Raw genomic sequence first — 16,217 nt, 5'->3', positions numbered from 1 at the left:
GCCCGCCCTGCCTCGCCGCCGTGCCGCCGGTTCAGTCCAGCCGCCGCAGCCCGGCCGAGAAGCGGCGCCAGTTGGCGACGTAGCGCGCCGCCGAGTCGAGGAGCGTGCCCTCCACCGCCGGATCCAGCGCGCGCACGACCTTGGCCGGCGCGCCGACGATGAGGGAGAAGTCCGGGAACTCCTTGCCCTCCGTCACCAGGGCATTGGCGCCGACGATGCAGCAGCGCCCGATCCGCGCCTTGTTCAGCACGGTGGCGCCCATACCGATCAGCGAGCGGTCCCCCACCGTGCAGCCATGCAGGATGGCGTGGTGGCCGACCGTGACGTCGGCGCCGATGGTGAGGGGGGCGCCCGGGTCGGAGTGCAGCATCGCGCCCTCCTGGATGTTGGTGCGCGCGCCGATCGCGATGCGGGTGTTGTCCCCGCGCGCCACGGCGCCGAACCAGAAGCTCACATCCTCCTCCAGGGCGACGTCGCCGATGACCTGCGCGTCCGGCGCGATCCAGAAACGCCCCGCCTCCGGCAGCGACGGTGCCGTTCCGCCCAGCGCGTAGAGTGCCATGCCAACCCTCCCCTGATCTGCTCTCGCCTACTCGATCACGATCTTCCCACGCTCCGCGACCCTCTTCCACTTGGACTGCTCCGCCCTCAGGAAGGCGGCGAACCCAGCCGGCCCCTCGGCGAGCGGCGTGGTGGCCTGCTCCTCGAAGCGGGCGCGGATGGCCGGGTCCCGCATTGCCTCCCCGAAGGCCTCGTGGAGGGTCTCGATCACCGCCGGCGGGGTGGATGCCGGCGCCACGATCCCGCCGGAGCCGAGGGTGGTGACGTCCGTCAGCCCCGTCGCCTCCTCCAGGGTCGGCACTTCCGGAAGCTGGGGCCGGCGCGCGGTGTCCGTCACCGCCAGCGCCCGCACCTGCCCGTCCCGGACCAGGGGAATGGCGGAAGCCGTGCTCTCCATGACGAAGCCGAGCGATCCCGCCATCAGGTCCGTCATCACGGGGCCGGAGCCGCGGTAGGGAATGTGCTGCGCCTGGGCGCCGATGCCCTGCAGGAACAGCTCGCTTCCCATGTGCTGGGTGGAGCCGGGGCCGCTGGACCCGTAGTTCATCCCGCCCGCGCGGAGCCTGCGGACGAGTTCCGCCACGTCGCGCGGACCATCCTTCGACACCAGCAGCAGCAGCGGCGCCTGGAAGACGCGGATGACGGGGGCGAAGTCCCGCTCCGCGTCGTAGGGCATGTTCCGCATGATGGCGGGGTTGATGGCGAGGCTCGCGAGGCTGCCGAAGCCGAGCGTGTAGCCGTCGGGCGCCGCGCGGGCGACGGCCTGCATGCCGATGGTGCCGCCCGCGCCCGGCCGGTTCTCCGTCACCACGCGGTTCGCGCGGAACCGGTTCTCGGAAGCCTTGTCGGCGAGCAGGCGGCAGAAGATGTCGTTCGCCTGCCCCGGCGGGAAGGGCACGACGATCCGCACCGGCCTGGAGGGCCAGGCCTGGGCGAAGGCGCGCGGCGCGGCGGCGATGCCGGCGGCGGCGAGGAGAAGCTTCGCCGCGCCGCGGCGGGACAGGGTGGTCATTCCGGTTGTTCCTCCGTTCAGTTTCTTCCAGCCCCCGGCGTCGAGGCCGGGCCGCGTCACTCGGCGGCCATGGCCGTCCGGCTCCCCGCGTGCAGCGTGCCGTCCGCCAGCAGGGCAGCGATCTCCGCCTCCTCCAGCCCGGCCTCCCGGGCAATTTCCACGGCGTGCTCGCCGGGGCTCGGCGGTTGGCGGCGCAGGCCGGTGCGCCCGCCGCGGAGCAGCACGGGCAGCGCCGGGATGCCGGCCACGGGCATGGCCAGGGCGGCGCCGGACCCGGCCGCCATCTCCACCGGCAGCAGCCCGCCAGAGGCGTTGAGGTGCGGGTCGCCGAACAGGTCGGCGGGCTTGGCGATGGGCGCGAAGGGCAGGCCCAGCCGCTCGAAGCGCGCCATCAGCTCGGCCTGGGGGATGCCCCGGAACACCCCGGCCACCTGCTCCAGGATCCGCGGGCGCCCGGCCGCAAGCTGCTGCATGGTGGCCAGCGAGGGGTCGTCCCGCAGCGCCTCCAGCCCGAACTCGGCGCAGAAGGCCTGCCACTGCGTCGTCGTCACCGTGCCGACGAAGACCTGGCGCCCGGGATCGGCGCTGTCGAACACGTCGTAGAGCGGCCACGGCTTGGGCAGCGCCTTGTCGCCGAAGGGCGGCGGGTTCTGGCCGGTGATGGCGGCGGCGGCCATGTGCTGCGCCACCAGCAGCATGTTCGTCTCGAACAGGCCGGACTGCACCAGCCCGCCCCGCCCGGTCGCTTCCCGTTCCCGCAGCGCCGCGAGGACGGCGACCGCGCCGAAGACGCCGCCCAGGATGTCGTTGACCGAGGTGCCGGCGCGCATCGGCTCGCCCGGCCGGCCGGTCATGTAGGCCAGCCCGCCCATCATCTGCACCACCTCGTCCAGCGCGGCGCGGTTCTCGTAGGGGCCGGGCAGGAAGCCCTTGCAGGAGAGGTAGATCAGGCGCGGGTTGAGTGCCGAGAGCGCCGCGTGGCCCAGGCCGAGCTTCTCCATGGCGCCCGGCCGGAAGTTCTCCAGCACCACGTCCGCCTCCGCCGCCAGCCGCTTCACCAGGGCGATGCCGGCCGGCCGCTTCATGTCCACGCAGAGGCTGCGCTTGTTCCGATTGAAGGTGCTGAAGAACCCGGCCGCCAGTCCTGTCAGGCGCCGCGTGTTGTCGCCGCCCGGCGCGGGCTCCACCTTGATCACGTCGGCGCCGAGATCCGCCAGCACCATGCCGCAGCTCGGGCCCATGACCATGTGGCTGAACTCGACGACGCGCAGGCCTTCCAGCGGCAGGCGCGTCCTTGCGGCGGGCGTAACCTCGCCCCCGGGCGCCGCCGCGCGAGCCGGGCGATAGGTGCGGGGAAGCCCGGCGGCGGCGACGCGGCCGTGCAGGGGCTCGTCCGGCAGCCCGGCCCGCAGCGCCTCCCGCGACGCGATCAGGGCCGGCAGGTCGATGCCGGTGTCAAAACCCTCGGACTCCAGCATGTGGACGAGGTCCTCGGTGCAGACATTGCCGACCGAGCCCGGGGCGTAGGGGCAGCCGCCGAGACCACCGAGCGCCGCGTCGAAGCCGCGCACCCCTTCCTCCAGCGCGGCCAGGGCGTTCGCCAGCGCGGTGCCGAGCGTGTCGTGCAGGTGCAGGTTACCGAAGCGCTCCGCCCCCACCTCCGCCCGCACGGCCCGGACCAGGCGGCGGACCTGCGACGGCGTGGCGTAGCCCAGCGTGTCCGCCAGGGCGACCACGTCCGCGCCGGCGCGGGCGAGCTCCGCCGCGAGGGCGACCACCTCCTCCTCCGGCACGCGGCCCTGGAGGGAGCAGCCGAAGGCGGTGGAGATCCCCGCCTCGATGCTGGGCGCCGCGGCGCCCAGCCCGCGCGCCCACTCCACCACCCGCGACACCTCGGCCACCTGCTCGGCGCGGGCGCGGCGGACATTGGCCCGGCTATGCGCCTCCGAGGCGGAGACGGGGAGGATGATGGCCTGCGCGCCGGCGGCGGCGGCGTTCTGCGCGCCGCGCAGGTTCGGGGCCAGGGCCACCACCCGCAGGGAAGGATGAGCGGCGCGGACCGCCCGCACCACCTCCGCCGCATCCGCCATCTGCGGAAGCGCGGCGGGAGGCACGAAGCTCGCCACCTCCATCTCCCTTACCCCGGCGGCGACCATCGCCGCGATCCAGCGCAGCTTGGCCGCCGTCGGCATCACCGGCTTCGCCATCTGGAGGCCGTCACGCGGCCCCACCTCCCGCACCGTGACCATGGACGTTCCTGCCGTTCTTCCCTGGTGCCCATTCTGTTTTCGCCGGGAGCGCCGCAGAAGCGCTATTTCGCGGCCGCCGCTTTCACCGGCGGTGAACGCTTCCCGCTGGGGCCGGGGTGCGGCTCCGCCTCCAGCAGGTGCTCCAGCAGCATCCGCGCGGGCTGGGCCAACCGGTCCGCCGGGCGGGCCACCAGCCGCAGCCGGCGCAGGGCCCAACCATCCGAGAGGGGCACGCCGGCCAAGCCGAGCGCGGCCTCGTAGGGCCGGGCCATGCCCTCCGGCATCACGGCGATGCCGTGGCCGGCGGCCACCAGCCGGCGGCAGGCATCCGTGCCGGCCACCCGGAAGCGGTAGCGCGGCCGGCGCCCCAGGCGCTGCGCCTGCTCCTCCAGGAGCAGGGTGAGCGCACCGCTCTCCACCGCGCTGATCAGAGGCTCGTCCAGCACCGTGCCGAACCCGACTTCCGCCTGGCCCGCCAGCGGATGGTCGTCGCGCATCACCGCCAGCAGCCGGTCCTCGCGCCAGGGATGCGCCTCCAGCCCGGCGGGCACGGCGCCGCCGATGGTGACGATCCCGATCTCCGCCTGCCCCTCCAGAAGGTTCTGCAGGATGACGAGGCTCGTCTCCTCCTGCAGCTCCACATGGATGCGGGGACGCGCCCTGGCGAAGCCCGCCAGCGCCTCCGACAGGCCGTGGCCGGCAATGCAGGAGGTGGTGGCGTGCAGCCGCACGCTGCCCAGCCCGCCGGCCGCCAGGGCGCGCAGGTCGTCGCCCAGCCGCGCCAGCCCGTCCTGGGCGGCGCGGGCGTGGCGGATGAGCAGCTCGCCCGCGGGCGTCGGCCGCACGCCGCGCGGACCGCGCTCCAGCAGCGCCATGCCGCAGGCCGCCTCCAGCTGCTGCAGGCGCTTCGCCGCGGCGGAGGTGACCATGCCGCAGCGCGCGGCGGCGCGGGTCAGGCTGCCCAGCTCCGCGGCCGCCAGGAGGATGCGAAGCGTGACCCAATCGGGGGTAATCATCCTGCCCTCACCGTCCTGCTTCCCCCCCTGCCGCCGCGCCATCATGCGCCGGTGCGGCAGCGGTGTCCGAAGATCATCACCGTTCCAGCCGCTGCGCCGCTGCGCGGGAGGAAATGAGTTCGTCGAGCCGCTCCAGGAAGCTGTCCAGCACGGGCGAGGGATTGTCGGCCCGGTAGCCGGCCGCGACCTCGATGACGGGGGCATTCCCTTTTAGCGGCCTGCTCACCACCGAGCCGGGCAGCAGCGGCACGACATAGGCCGGGAGAAGCGTGACGCCCCGCGTCGAGGCGACGAGCGAGATGCCCGTCGCGAAGCCGTCCAGGAAATGGCTCGGCGACACGACGACGCCCCGGTCCCGGAAGTACCGCTCGACGATCGCCCGCAGGACGTGCGGCGTGTCCGAGTACCCGATGAACGCCTCCGGATCGAGCTCGCGCGCGTCGATCTCGGCCTTGGCGGCCAGGGGGTGATCGCCCGGCAGGATCACGAGGATCGGCTCGTGCGCGATGACCTTGTAGCTGACATCCGGCTGCGGCTCGACCCGCGAGAAGCCAAGATCGATCTCCCCGCGCTGGACCGCCTCGGCGATGTCCGGCGAGAAGTCGCTCGAGACCCTGAAGTCGATGTCCTTAAGCTGGTTGCGGAGCACGGCTGTCACGTGCGGCAGCCACTCCACTTCCTGCCCCGTGAGGAAGCCGACCGAGAAGCTCGCCTTGGGCGGGCGGACCGCGCGCCGCGCCGCGGCGACGGCTTCCGCCGCCTGGCCGAGCGCGAGCCGGGCATGATCGAGGAAGGCCCGCCCCGCGAGCGTCAGCTCCACCCCGCGCGAGCTGCGGGTGAATAGCTGGGCGCCGACTTCGGTCTCCAAGTCCCGCAACTGGCGGCTCAGCGACGGCTGCGCGGTGTGGAGCCGCTTCTCCGCCGCGACGCTGAGGCTTCCCTCCTCGGCCACGGCCACGAAGTACCGCAGGTGCCGCAACTCCATGCTTGTCCATGCCTCCCGGGTATGGCGACCCCATACACGAAGTCATTCAACGCCGTGGAGAACAGCCCATCATGCAGCCCGACGACGAGGGGTGGCTGCCGGAGAGGCATGGGCTGTTCCATGCCGCGGAAGGGAACACGATGGCTCGCGCCTCCAGGTGAGCGATCGACGGCCGGACGCGTACCGGACCGGCGGACCAGGGCGGGTCGGCTCCAAGGACGGTGACGATCCCCAGCGCCGGTCGCCACGGTCCAAGCCAGCGAGCCACCCACGCCATCATCACGTAGCGCCCGGGAAGGTAATCCCCGTCATGCTTGAAGACCCTTTATCGCCGCTTTCCTTCACCGCCGGCACGGCAATCCTGACGAATGCCTGCGCCATCATGCAGAACGGCGCGACAACCCGCTACAGCCTCGCCATCACGCAGTGGCGCGAGTTCCACGCCTCGCTCTCCGCGGGCGACGGCAGGCTGGCGCAGCAGTATCTCGACGCGGACGCGGCCCTCGCGCTCGCGGAGCGGAGAGTGCGCCTGCAGCTGAAGGGTCTCGGCCTGCTCGGCGCCGCGTCGGCCCTCTTCGCGGCCACCACGGTCGCCTGCCTGAGCGGCGCCTTCCTGGTGCGGGTGAGCGGGTTTCCGGCCACGCCCTTCGGCTTTGCCGTGATGGCGGCGGGAGGCGTCGCACTTCTCCTGCTTCTCGCATCGACCGTGGCCTTCTTCCGGGAGACCTCGTGCGGGCGGGCGCTGCTCGTTCTTCACCGCCACCTCGGCGATCCCGCCGGTACCGGAGGCAGGGCGCCGGGAGCTGGGCTCCGCCCTTCCCTGCCCTGAAGCAGCCGAGATCGCGGACCGGCGCCGCCGACCATCCCGGCGGCTTGGCCCGCCTCCTCCTCGTCCTGGCCGCCGCCCGCTGTCCCGGAACGGTGAGGATCGGCCGGGAGAGCGGGGCGGTCCGCGAAACCGATCTTCGTCTCAGCAGCACTCTGGAGGTTCTATGGCCACCACTTCGCTCGTGACCGGCGGCAGCCGCGGCCTCGGCCGCAACACCGCCATCAGCATCGCCCGCCACGGCGGCGACGTCATCTTCACCTATCGCAGCGGCGCCGATGACGCGCGCGCCGTCGCGGCGGAGATCGAGGCGCTCGGCCGCAGGGCGGTCGCGCTCCAGCTCGAGGTCGGCGACATCCCGGCCATCGGCGCCTTCGTCGAACAGGTCCGCTCGGCGCTTCAGACAATGGGCCGCGACAGCCTGGACCACCTCGTGAACAATGCCGGGCACGGCGAGATGGCGGCCTTCGCCGAGACGACCGAGGCGCAGTTCGACCGGCTCTTCAACGTCCACGTGAAGGGGGTCTTCTTCCTGACCCAGGCGCTGCTGCCGCTGCTCGCCGATGGCGGCCGCATCGTGAACTTCTCCACGGGCCTGACCCGCGTCTCCGCCCCGGGCTTCTCCGCCTACTCGGCGGCCAAGGGCGCCGTCGAGATCATGACGCTCTACATGGCCAAGGAACTGGGCGTGCGCGGCATCACCGCCAACACGATCGCGCCGGGCGCGATCGAGACCGACTTCCTCGGCGGGGCCGTGCGCGACACGCCGGAGTACAACGAGGCCTTCGCGAGGATAATCGCGCTCGGCCGCGTTGGCGTCCCTGACGATGTCGGCCCGGCGATCGCGAGCCTGCTCAGCCCCGACAACCGCTGGATCACCGCGCAGCGGATCGAGGTCTCGGGCGGCCAGAACATCTGACCGGCCGGGCCCGCCGGAACAGCCGAAAGAGCAGGAGAACAGGATGACCAAGGTTCTGATCGTGCTATCCGCCGCGGACAGGTGGACGCGCGCCGACGGCTCCCTCTACCCGTCCGGGGTCTGGGCGCAGGAGTTCGTCGACCTGGACGAGGCCTTTCTCGAGGCGGGGCTGGAAGTCGAGCTCGCCAGCCCGGGCGGCACCGCGCCGACCATCGACGGGCGCAGCCTCGATCCCAAGATCGTGGGCGAGGAGATCGCCGCGAAGATGGAGAGCTACCTCGGGCGGAACGGGGCGCGGCTGCAGAAGCCCCTCACCCTCGCCAGTATCGATGCCGCCGATTACGACGCCGTCGTCATCCCCGGCGGCCACGGCCCGGTGGAGGACCTCTACAAGGATCCCGACATGGGGCGGGTGCTGGTCGAGGCGGACCGGCAGGCCAAGGTGATCGCCGCGGTGTGCCACGGCCCGGCCGCGCTGCTGGCGGCGCGCGACGGGAACGGCAACTGGCCCTTCGCCGGGCGCAGGATGACGTCCTTCACCGATGAGGAGGAGGTGGAGTTCGGGACGGCGGACAACGCGCCCTGGCTGCTCGCGGACACGCTTCGCAAGTCCGGTGCCGTGTTCGAGCAGAGGGCGAACTGGGCCGTCTTCACCGTGCGGGACGGCAACCTGCTGACCGGCCAGAATCCCGGTTCCAGCACGCAACTGGCCCGGGATGTGATCGCCGCGCTGGCCTGAGGCGGCCGATGCCGGTGGCGGCACCGCGACGGCGCGGGTCGCCGCCGGGCACGGCCGCGCGCAACAGGATCTGAAGGAGGAACCGGCCATGGTGAAGCCCGATCACAACCCCGGGAAAGCAGGCCAGGCCGGACCCGGCCAGCCGGGCCGACGGGGCCTTCTGGCCGCGGGCAGCCTCGCAGGTCTCGGCGCGGCGCCCGCGAAGGGCGCCGCCCCGTTCCACCGCACCGCCGCGCCGGCCTGGTACCGCTTCGGGCATAGCCGCTTCGAGATGACCGTGGTGTCGGACGGGCCGCTCTCGGTGGGCACGCCCGAGCGCTACGTGCTCGGCGCGGCGAAAGGGGAGATCGCCCGGATGCTGCAGGCTGCCTATCTGCCGACGGACATGGCCGTCATCGGGCAGAACGCGCTGGTGGTGAACACGGGGCGCCACCTCGTGCTCTTCGACACCGGCATGGGCGAGAGCATGGGATCCTGGAGCCGCATGTTCGGTCCGGGAACAGGGCGCCTGCTGGCCAACCTTCACGCCGCGGGCATCGATCCCGGCGCGATCGACCTCGTCGCCCTGACGCACCCGCATTCCGATCACTGCTGGGCGCTGACGGATGCGGAGGGCCGGCCGAACTTCCCGAACGCGCAGGTGGCGCTGAGCGAGGCGGACCTCGCCTTCTGGACCGACGACGGCAACAAGCGGGGACCGGAGGTCATGGCCGCCCGGATCGAAGGCGCGAAGCGAAACCTCGGCGCCTACCGCGACCGGCTGGTCATGGTCCGCGATGGGCAGGAGGTCGTCCCCGGCGTCACGCCGATCGCCGCCCCCGGGCACACGGTCGGCCACACGATGTACGCGATCGAGTCCGAGGGGAAGCTGCTCGTCAACACGGGCGACCTGGCGAACCATCACGTCCTGCTGCTTCGCAGGCCGCGCTGGGAGGTGGCGGCGGACACGGACCGGGGTCTCGCGGCCCGCACGCGCGAGCGGATGCTCGACCGGCTCGCGACCGATCGCACGGCCATCCTCGCCTGGCACTTCCCCTGGCCCGGCCACGGGCACATCGCGCGGCTCGGCGACGGGTACGAGTACGTCCCGCTTCCCCGGGAGGTTTCGGGCCTCTAGACGCCGGCACCCCGCACGGACCTGCGGCTGGAGCGCGCGCGGCAACGGTCCCGGCGTTTGGGCCGCGACCCTCAGGCCTTCAGGGCGCGGCGGACCGGGGCGCTGCCGCCAGCCGGCGCGCACGGCGGCTGGCAAGGAGCCCGTGCCCGGGCGCGAGGACCAGGGCCAGAGCGAAGAGAGCCGAGAGCACCACGACGATGCTGCCGGAGGGCGAGACGTTGAGGTGAAAGCTCAGCAGGATGCCGAGAAGGTTGGAGCCGATGGCGGCGGCCGTGGCGATCGCGGACATGCGCCCGAACCGGTCCGAGAGCAGGTAGCCGATGCACCCGGGCGTGATCAGCAGCGCCACCACCATGAGGACGCCCACCGCCTGAACCCCCGCCACCACGGCGGCCGAGAGCAGCGCGAGGAAGAGGGTGCGCAGCACCTCGACGTTCAGCCCGATTCCCTGCGCATGGGCCGGGTCGAAGCAGAACAGCTTCAGGTCCCGCCCCTTCAGCACCAGCACGCCGAGGGTGGCGCCGCTGACGGCCAGGGTCTGCCACAGATCCTCCGGCTCGATGCCGAGGATGTTGCCGAACAGGATGTGGGTGACGTGCGCCTCCGTGGTCAGGAAGGCGAGCATCACCAAGCCGGCGGCGAACATGCCGGTGAAGACCACGCCCAGCGCCGCATCCTCCTTCACCCGGCTGTGACTCCCCACGAAACCCGCGCCGAGCGCGCAGGCCATGCCGGCGAGGAAGGCGCCGAGCGCCAGCGGCAGCCCGGCGGCGGAGGCCAGCACCACGCCCGGCAGCACGGCGTGGGAGATGGCGTCCCCCAGCAGGGACCAGCCCTTCAGCACGATGTAGCAGGAGAGCAGCGCGCAGGCGGCCGCCACCAGCGACCCGACGCCCATCGCTTCCAGCATGAAGGGGTAGCGGAAAGGGGCGAGGAAGGCCTCGATCATGCCGGCTGCCCGCCCCCGGCCGCCTGCCGCCTTGACCGCCGCCCGGCCAGGAGCCCGTGCCGCGGCGCCAGCACGAGGACGGCCGTGAAGATCAGCGCCTGCAGCGAGACGATCACGCCGCCCGTGGAGCCGTCCAGGAAAAAGCTGAGCCAGGCGCCGGTGAAGGCCGTTCCCGCGCCGATCGCGGTCGCGCCCGCCATCATCCGCCCGAAGCGGTCCGTCAGCAGGTAGGCCGTGGCGCCGGGCGCCACGAGCATGGCGATGACCAGCACCGCGCCCACCGCCATCATGGCCGCCACCGCCACCGCGGCGACGCAGCCCAGCAGCAGCACCTGCAGCAGCCGCGTGTCCAGCCCGATCGCGCGGGCGTGGCCAGCGTCGAAGGCCCAGAGGATCATGTCGCGCCCCCGCAGGGCCATCGCCAGCAGCACCCCCGCGGCGACGAGCATCATCTGGACGGCATCCTCCGGCGCGATGCCCAGCACGTTGCCGAAGATGATCGTCTGCAGGCGGATGTTGCTGGGATAGAGGGTCAGCAGCACTAGGCCCAGGCCGAAGAAGGCGGTGAAGACCACGCCGATCGCCGCGTCCTCCCGGATGCGGCTGTTGCGCCGGACGAAGCCCATGAACCAGGCCGCGAGCATGCCGGATGCGAAGGCGCCCAGCGCGAAGGGAAGGCCGAGGATCCAGGCCAGCGCCACGCCGGGCACCACGGCGTGTGACAGCGCGTCCCCCAGCAGCGACCAGCCCTTCAGCGCCACGAAGCAGGACAGCAGGCCGCAGACGCCGCCTATGACGGTGCTGACGAGCATGGCGTTGCGCATGTACTCGTACTCGAAGGGGATCAGCAGGCCTTCCGTCACGGCCGCTCCCTCACGCTTCCGGCCGCAGCCGGCCGAGCACGCTTCCGTCGGCGCCGACGACCAGCCGCTCGCCCCCCGTGCCCTCGACCAGCGTCACCACCTCGCCCGCCCGGCCGGCCGGGTGGCCGCCGGCGGATCCGCCGAAGGCGTGGGCGAGCCCGGCGGGGGTGAAGACCTCCTCCGTCGGGCCGGAGGCCAGCACCGTGCCCTTCACCAGCGCCACCCGGTCGCAGAACTGCGGCACGCTCGCGAGGTCATGGGTGGAGACGAGGATGATCCGCCCCTCCGCGCGCAGGTCGCGCAGCAGCTCCATGATCGCTTCCTGTGTCGTCACATCCACGCCGCCGAAGGGCTCGTCCAGCAGGATCAGGCGCCCGTCCTGGGCCAGGGCGCGGGCCAGGAACACGCGCTTCTTCTGGCCGCCGGAGAGCTGGCCGATTTGCCGGTCGGCGAAGCCCTCCATGCCCACGCGGCGCAGCCCCTCCTCCACCGCCGCCCGGTCCGCCGCCGACGGGATGCGGACGGTGTTCATGTAGCCGTAGCGGCCCATCATCACGACGTCCCGCACGCTGACCGGAAAGGCCCAGTCCACCTCCTCGTTCTGCGGCACATAGGCGACGAGGTTGCGCCGCTGCGCCGCGGAGACCGGCAGGCCCGCGATCCGGACGCTGCCGGATGCCGGCCGCACCATGCCCATCACCGCCTTGAACAGCGTGGACTTCCCGGCGCCGTTGACGCCGAGCAGCCCGCAAACCGTCGGGCCGTCCAGCCGCAAGGTGGCGTCCCGCAGCGCCACCTGGCCGTTCGGGTAGGCCACGGTCACCCCTTCCACCCGCAGGTCCAGCCCGGCCGGCTCCCGCGCGCCGGCCTCCCCCACGCGCGGCGCGGCGGCGTCCCGGGTGAAGAGGCGGCGGCCCAGACCCAGGAAGCCCAAGGCGGGAACGTCCCGCCGCGGCAGGGCCGCGGCACGGGCGGAAGACATGATCATCGGCGGTTCCCTAGCGCGCTGCCTGCGCCTGGAACGCGCGAAGGATCGTGTTGGCGTTGTATTCCAGCAGCTTCAGGTAGCTCGGCGCGTCGCCGCCCCCCTCCGTCAGGCTGTCCACGTACAGCACGCCGCCGAACGTGGCGCCCGCCTCCCGCGCCACCTGGCGCATGGCGCGGTCGCTCACCGTGCTCTCGCAGAAGGCGACGGGGATGCGGTTGCGGCGCACCGTGTCCACCACGCGGCGGATCTGCCGAGGCGTGCCCTCCTCCTCCGCGTTGATCGGCCAGAGGTAGAGCTCCTGCATCCCATAGTTCCGCGTGAGGTAGGAGAAGGCGCCCTCGCAGCTCACCAGCCAGCGGCGGTCGTCGGGGATGCGCGACAACCGCTCGCGGATCGGGGCGTCGAGCGCCCGGATCTCCGCGGTGTAGCGCGCGGCATTGGCGTTGTAGGTCTCCGCGTTGCGGGGATCGGCCGCGGCCAGGGCGCGGCGGATGTTCTCCACGTAGACCACCGCGTTGGCCGGGGACATCCAGCCATGCGGGTTGGGGCGCCCGGCATAGGGCCCCTCGGCAATGTTGATGCCCGTGATGCCCTCGGTCAGCACGGCGGAGGGAACGTCGCGCACGCGCTGGAAGAAGCGCTCGAACCAGCGCTCCAGCCCCATGCCGTTCCACAGCACCAAGTCGGCCGACTGGGCCTTCACCACGTCCTGCGGGGTCGGCTCGTAGTCGTGGATCTCGGCGCCCGGGCGGGTGATCGATTCCACCACCGCCGCCTCGCCCGCCACGTTCCGGGCCATGTCCTGCAGGATGGTGAAGGTGGTCACCACGCGCAGCGGGCGGGTCCGCGCCTCCTGCGCGGCCGCCTTCCCGCCACCGGCCAGCAGGGCGAGGCCGAGCACCGCCATGCCGGCCAGCCGCCTGGTCACCCCGAAATGCATCCTCGTCTCCCCTGTTTTCGCAGCCATCCGGCGGCGCCCGGCGAACGGCACCAGCCGGCAGCATCCGGCGGGTAGCGCCGCGCCGCGATGATGTAGCCCCGGCTACAACTCTTGCAGTGTTCCACCATCTGGACACGGTTGCAACACCGTCGCCATCACAGGTAGTTTGGTGCCCTCCATGACCGCCCAGGACATCAAGCGCGGGCCGCGCGGCCGGAAGCCGCCCGCCGCGGAGGACCTACCTGCCGAGATGCCGGAAGAGGGCGCCCAGGCGGCCCGGCACGCCTCCGCGCGCGCGGGCCGCGCCTCTGCCGTGCTGGAGGACTACGTCGAGCTGATCGACGACCTTCTGGAGACGGAGGGCGAGGCCCGGCCGACCGACCTGGCCCGCCGCCTCGGCGTCTCCCACGCCACCGCTATCAAGAGCATCTCCCGCCTCAAGGCGCTTGGGCTGGCCCAGTCCAAGCCCTACCGGAGCGTGTTCCTGACCCCGGACGGGCACGCCCTGGCCCGCAAGGTCCGGGTCCGGCACCGGGTGGTAGTGGACCTGCTGAAGGCCGTGGGGGTCCCGCCCGAGGTCGCGGAGAGCGACGCGGAAGGCCTGGAGCACCACGTTAGCGACGCGACACTGGAAGCGTTCGCGGCCTTCCTCCGCCAGCACTGACCGCCCAGGAAGTGCGCGCTGCCGGACCGCGTGGCCCGGGCTGTTGCGGCGAAGCGCCCGCTCATCGAGGGCACCTCGCCGCCTCGCCGCCTCGCCGCCTCTCAGCCCCGGCCCGGCCTGACCGTCAGGACGCGCCGGAGCACCGGCCTCGGCTCAGTGCCGGTGGCCCTGCCCCACCGGGCCGGACGCGCCGGCGGCCTGCACCGCCAGCTGCACGGACACCGCGCCGGCCCGCTCGAACTGAAGGGTCAGCGGCACCGTGGCGCCGGGCCGCGCGGCCTCCGCCAGGCCGATGAGCATGATGTGCATCCCGCCCGGCCGGAGCGTCACGCTGCCGCCCGCCGGCACCTCCACCGCCTGCACGGGCTGCATCCGCATCACGTCCCCGTCGCGCACCGTCGTGTGCAGCTCCACCGCGCGGGCGGCCGGGCTGCTGGCGGAGAGGAGGCGGTCCGGCCCCGTGCCGGCGTTGCGGAGGGTGAGGAAGGCGCCACCCGTGCCGCCCTGGATCGCCGCGCGCATCCAGGGCTGCTCGACGGCGACGCCGCCGGAGGAGGGCTGCTGCGCGGCGGCGAGGGCGGGCGCGAGGGCGATAGCTGCGATCGCGGCGCGACGGGTGAGGAACATGGTCGGGTCTCCTGCTAGGTCATGCTCCCGGCCGGGCCGGGCCGCCACGGGCGGCGGGCATCGGCACGGCAGCCGGGTCGGGAAGAGGTAATGGGTTGGTGGGCGGGGAGCACGGCAGGGTTCGGTCCGGCCCCATGATCCTGTCCCTGCCTACCGGCGGCCTGCGGCCCGATGGCGGGAAGGCGACCTCGCCCCGGCATCGGTCGCAGCCTAGCGAAGCGGCAGCGCTCCGTCACGGGCGGACGGGCCTGGGCGGACGATCCCGGGCAGACAAGCCTGGTCCGGAACCTTGCCGAGCGGCCAGCCGTGAAGGCCTCTCCACATCCATTTGACGCCCCCTGGCCCCGCCCCTTACACCGGCATCGCTGGTGCCCGGGAGGGCTTCAAGGGAACATGGCGAAAGACCATGGCTGCCCCCGCAGACCTCGGCGCGGAGCCGACCCCGACCTGCCGCCGGATCGCACCGGACCGGTGGCGCGGGGCGGCGAGGCGCGCGCGAGGAGACCTGCCAGCACGACCTTGGCGCGCTGCCCGGGAACGGGGTTCTTCCGGGGTTCGGCCGTGACGTTGACCTTCGACCTCAGGATGCCCAGCCATGTCCCATTCGGACACGATTGACCGGCCGCGCGCCGCCAGCTTCCCCAGCTTCCGCGCCGACCATGTCGGCAGCCTCCTGCGGCCGCAGGCGCTGCGCGAGGCCCGCGCCGCCCGTGCCGAGGGGCGCCTCGACGCCGCCGGGCTGCGCGCGGTGGAGGACGAGCAGATCGCCCGCGCCATCGCGAAGCAGGAGGAGGTCGGCCTGCGCGCCGCGACGGATGGCGAGTACCGCCGCGCCTACTGGCACTACGACTTCCTCGGCGGCCTCGAGGGCATCGAGATCTACGAGCCCGAGGACAAGGTGGCCTTCAAGGGCGCGACCCTCGGCCATAAGCTGCGGGTGAACGGCAAGATCGGCTGGAAGCCCAGCATGATCGAGGATTTCCGCTACACCGCCTCCCGCACGCGCACGGCGATCCCGAAGCAGACGATCCCCTCCCCCAGCGTCGTGCACTTCCGTGGCGGGCGTGAGGCGATCGACCGTTCCGTCTACCCGCACATGGACGAGTTCTTCGGCGACCTCGGCGCGACCTATGAGGAGGCGGTCGGCGCCTTCTACGCGGCCGGCTGCCGCTACCTGCAGCTGGACGAGGTGAACATCGCCTATCTTTGCGACCCCCAGCAGATCGAGGGGCTGAAGCGCCGCGGCGAGCACGTTGAGGGGCTGCTGCAGATCTACGCCGACATGATCAACCGCGCGACGCGCGCGCGGCCGAAGGACATGGCGATGTCCATGCATCTCTGCCGCGGCAACTTCCAGTCCACCTTCATCGCGACCGGCGGCTACGAGCCGGTGGCCGAGGTGCTGTTCAACGCGATCGACGTGGACGCCTACTTCATGGAGTTCGACGACGAGCGCTCCGGCGGCTTCGAACCGCTGCGCTTCGTGCCGCGCGGCAACAAGGTGGTGGTGCTGGGCATCATGACCAGCAAGACCGGCGAGTTGGAGAGCAAGGACGAGCTGAAGCGCCGCTTGGACGACGCCTCAAAGTTCCTGCCGATGGAACAGCTGGCCATCAGCCCGCAATGCGGCTTCGCCAGCACGCAGGAGGGCAACAAGCTCTCCGAGGAGCAGCAATGGGCGAAGCTGCGCCTGGTGGCGGAACTGTCCGAGGAACTCTGGGGCCGCTGAGTCCAGGTCGGGCCGGGGAGCACGCTCCCCGGC

The 16,217-nt window shown here is 72.4% G+C and carries 16 protein-coding genes and 1 riboswitch; of the genes, 6 read left to right on the top strand and 10 right to left on the bottom strand.

Annotated features, from left to right (window positions below; translation table 11 throughout):
• Positions 1–31: 31 nt before the first annotated feature.
• The 5 genes from VQH23_RS19640 to VQH23_RS19620 all read right to left on the bottom strand — a co-directional run bounded on the left by VQH23_RS19640 (position 32) and on the right by VQH23_RS19620 (position 5,823).
• The gene (locus tag VQH23_RS19640; protein WP_338662414.1) at positions 32–562 is read right to left on the bottom strand and encodes a gamma carbonic anhydrase family protein; all 531 of its coding nucleotides are present in this window, start codon (positions 560–562) and stop codon (positions 32–34) included.
• A 27-nt stretch (positions 563–589) separates the two neighbouring features.
• Positions 590–1,573 carry a tripartite tricarboxylate transporter substrate-binding protein gene (locus VQH23_RS19635; RefSeq protein ID WP_338662413.1) on the bottom strand — a complete coding sequence of 328 codons (984 nt, stop codon included), beginning with the start codon at positions 1,571–1,573 and terminating at the stop codon, positions 590–592.
• 56 nt (positions 1,574–1,629) lie between these two features.
• Positions 1,630–3,822 carry a hydroxymethylglutaryl-CoA lyase gene (locus VQH23_RS19630; RefSeq protein ID WP_338662412.1) on the bottom strand — a complete coding sequence of 731 codons (2,193 nt, stop codon included), beginning with the start codon at positions 3,820–3,822 and terminating at the stop codon, positions 1,630–1,632.
• A 62-nt stretch (positions 3,823–3,884) separates the two neighbouring features.
• Positions 3,885–4,838 (bottom strand): LysR substrate-binding domain-containing protein, encoded by a 954-nt coding sequence (locus VQH23_RS19625; protein ID WP_338662411.1) that lies wholly within the window; start codon positions 4,836–4,838, stop codon positions 3,885–3,887.
• Positions 4,839–4,914: 76 nt separating this feature from the next.
• Positions 4,915–5,823: a LysR substrate-binding domain-containing protein gene (locus tag VQH23_RS19620; RefSeq protein WP_338662410.1), complete on the bottom strand. Its 909-nt coding sequence runs from the start codon at positions 5,821–5,823 to the stop codon at positions 4,915–4,917.
• A 310-nt stretch (positions 5,824–6,133) separates the two neighbouring features.
• Between VQH23_RS19620 and VQH23_RS19615 the strand changes: the two genes are divergently transcribed.
• The 4 genes from VQH23_RS19615 (at position 6,134) to VQH23_RS19600 (ending at position 9,424) form a co-directional block, all read left to right on the top strand.
• Positions 6,134–6,652 (top strand): DUF2721 domain-containing protein, encoded by a 519-nt coding sequence (locus tag VQH23_RS19615; RefSeq protein ID WP_338662409.1) that lies wholly within the window; start codon positions 6,134–6,136, stop codon positions 6,650–6,652.
• Between the two features lie 163 nt (positions 6,653–6,815).
• A complete protein-coding gene (locus tag VQH23_RS19610; protein WP_338662408.1) occupies positions 6,816–7,568 on the top strand; it encodes an SDR family oxidoreductase in 753 nt (250 codons plus the stop codon).
• A gap of 43 nt (positions 7,569–7,611) precedes the next feature.
• Positions 7,612–8,307 (top strand): type 1 glutamine amidotransferase domain-containing protein, encoded by a 696-nt coding sequence (locus tag VQH23_RS19605; protein ID WP_338662407.1) that lies wholly within the window; start codon positions 7,612–7,614, stop codon positions 8,305–8,307.
• Positions 8,308–8,395: 88 nt separating this feature from the next.
• Positions 8,396–9,424, top strand: coding sequence for an MBL fold metallo-hydrolase (locus VQH23_RS19600; RefSeq protein ID WP_338662406.1), 1,029 nt, complete (start codon positions 8,396–8,398; stop codon positions 9,422–9,424).
• Positions 9,425–9,503: 79 nt separating this feature from the next.
• Here the strand turns inward: VQH23_RS19600 and VQH23_RS19595 are convergent, their stop codons facing one another.
• From VQH23_RS19595 to VQH23_RS19580, 4 genes are read right to left on the bottom strand one after another with little or no spacing between them, the layout of a single operon-like run.
• Positions 9,504–10,373 (bottom strand): iron chelate uptake ABC transporter family permease subunit, encoded by an 870-nt coding sequence (locus VQH23_RS19595; RefSeq protein WP_338662405.1) that lies wholly within the window; start codon positions 10,371–10,373, stop codon positions 9,504–9,506.
• Positions 10,370–11,236 carry a metal ABC transporter permease gene (locus VQH23_RS19590; RefSeq protein ID WP_338662404.1) on the bottom strand — a complete coding sequence of 289 codons (867 nt, stop codon included), beginning with the start codon at positions 11,234–11,236 and terminating at the stop codon, positions 10,370–10,372. The genes VQH23_RS19595 and VQH23_RS19590 overlap by 4 nt, the downstream gene beginning before the upstream one ends.
• Positions 11,237–11,246: 10 nt before the next feature.
• Positions 11,247–12,224, bottom strand: coding sequence for a metal ABC transporter ATP-binding protein (locus tag VQH23_RS19585; RefSeq protein ID WP_338662403.1), 978 nt, complete (start codon positions 12,222–12,224; stop codon positions 11,247–11,249).
• A 10-nt stretch (positions 12,225–12,234) separates the two neighbouring features.
• The gene (locus VQH23_RS19580) at positions 12,235–13,164 is read right to left on the bottom strand and encodes a metal ABC transporter substrate-binding protein (protein WP_338662402.1); all 930 of its coding nucleotides are present in this window, start codon (positions 13,162–13,164) and stop codon (positions 12,235–12,237) included.
• 178 nt (positions 13,165–13,342) lie between these two features.
• Between VQH23_RS19580 and mntR the strand changes: the two genes are divergently transcribed.
• Positions 13,343–13,828, top strand: coding sequence for a manganese-binding transcriptional regulator MntR (mntR, locus tag VQH23_RS19575; RefSeq protein WP_338662401.1), 486 nt, complete (start codon positions 13,343–13,345; stop codon positions 13,826–13,828).
• Between the two features lie 153 nt (positions 13,829–13,981).
• Here the strand turns inward: mntR and VQH23_RS19570 are convergent, their stop codons facing one another.
• Positions 13,982–14,455, bottom strand: coding sequence for a copper chaperone PCu(A)C (locus tag VQH23_RS19570; RefSeq protein WP_338662400.1), 474 nt, complete (start codon positions 14,453–14,455; stop codon positions 13,982–13,984).
• Positions 14,456–14,804: 349 nt separating this feature from the next.
• Positions 14,805–14,983: riboswitch (cobalamin riboswitch) on the top strand.
• A 67-nt stretch (positions 14,984–15,050) separates the two neighbouring features.
• Between VQH23_RS19570 and VQH23_RS19565 the strand changes: the two genes are divergently transcribed.
• Positions 15,051–16,184: a 5-methyltetrahydropteroyltriglutamate--homocysteine S-methyltransferase gene (locus VQH23_RS19565; RefSeq protein WP_338662399.1), complete on the top strand. Its 1,134-nt coding sequence runs from the start codon at positions 15,051–15,053 to the stop codon at positions 16,182–16,184.
• Positions 16,185–16,217 lie beyond the last annotated feature (33 nt).

It is taken from the genome of Pararoseomonas sp. SCSIO 73927 (assembly GCF_037040815.1).
Lineage (GTDB): Bacteria > Pseudomonadota > Alphaproteobacteria > Acetobacterales > Acetobacteraceae > Roseomonas.
This window is presented reverse-complemented; position numbering and strand designations above follow the sequence as displayed.

Bases quoted from the DNA above. Each gene is read 5' to 3' on its own strand.
- VQH23_RS19625 (WP_338662411.1), bottom strand. From the start codon at position 4,838: ATGATTACCCCCGATTGGGTCACGCTTCGCATCCTCCTGGCGGCCGCG.
- VQH23_RS19565 (WP_338662399.1), top strand. From the start codon at position 15,051: ATGTCCCATTCGGACACGATTGACCGGCCGCGCGCCGCCAGCTTCCCC.
- VQH23_RS19620 (WP_338662410.1), bottom strand. From the start codon at position 5,823: ATGGAGTTGCGGCACCTGCGGTACTTCGTGGCCGTGGCCGAGGAGGGA.
- VQH23_RS19600 (WP_338662406.1), top strand. From the start codon at position 8,396: ATGGTGAAGCCCGATCACAACCCCGGGAAAGCAGGCCAGGCCGGACCC.
- VQH23_RS19615 (WP_338662409.1), top strand. From the start codon at position 6,134: ATGCTTGAAGACCCTTTATCGCCGCTTTCCTTCACCGCCGGCACGGCA.
- VQH23_RS19635 (WP_338662413.1), bottom strand. From the start codon at position 1,573: ATGACCACCCTGTCCCGCCGCGGCGCGGCGAAGCTTCTCCTCGCCGCC.
- VQH23_RS19580 (WP_338662402.1), bottom strand. From the start codon at position 13,164: ATGCATTTCGGGGTGACCAGGCGGCTGGCCGGCATGGCGGTGCTCGGC.
- VQH23_RS19605 (WP_338662407.1), top strand. From the start codon at position 7,612: ATGACCAAGGTTCTGATCGTGCTATCCGCCGCGGACAGGTGGACGCGC.
- VQH23_RS19610 (WP_338662408.1), top strand. From the start codon at position 6,816: ATGGCCACCACTTCGCTCGTGACCGGCGGCAGCCGCGGCCTCGGCCGC.
- mntR (WP_338662401.1), top strand. From the start codon at position 13,343: ATGACCGCCCAGGACATCAAGCGCGGGCCGCGCGGCCGGAAGCCGCCC.
- VQH23_RS19585 (WP_338662403.1), bottom strand. From the start codon at position 12,224: ATGATCATGTCTTCCGCCCGTGCCGCGGCCCTGCCGCGGCGGGACGTT.
- VQH23_RS19570 (WP_338662400.1), bottom strand. From the start codon at position 14,455: ATGTTCCTCACCCGTCGCGCCGCGATCGCAGCTATCGCCCTCGCGCCC.
- VQH23_RS19595 (WP_338662405.1), bottom strand. From the start codon at position 10,373: ATGATCGAGGCCTTCCTCGCCCCTTTCCGCTACCCCTTCATGCTGGAA.
- VQH23_RS19630 (WP_338662412.1), bottom strand. From the start codon at position 3,822: ATGGTCACGGTGCGGGAGGTGGGGCCGCGTGACGGCCTCCAGATGGCG.
- VQH23_RS19640 (WP_338662414.1), bottom strand. From the start codon at position 562: ATGGCACTCTACGCGCTGGGCGGAACGGCACCGTCGCTGCCGGAGGCG.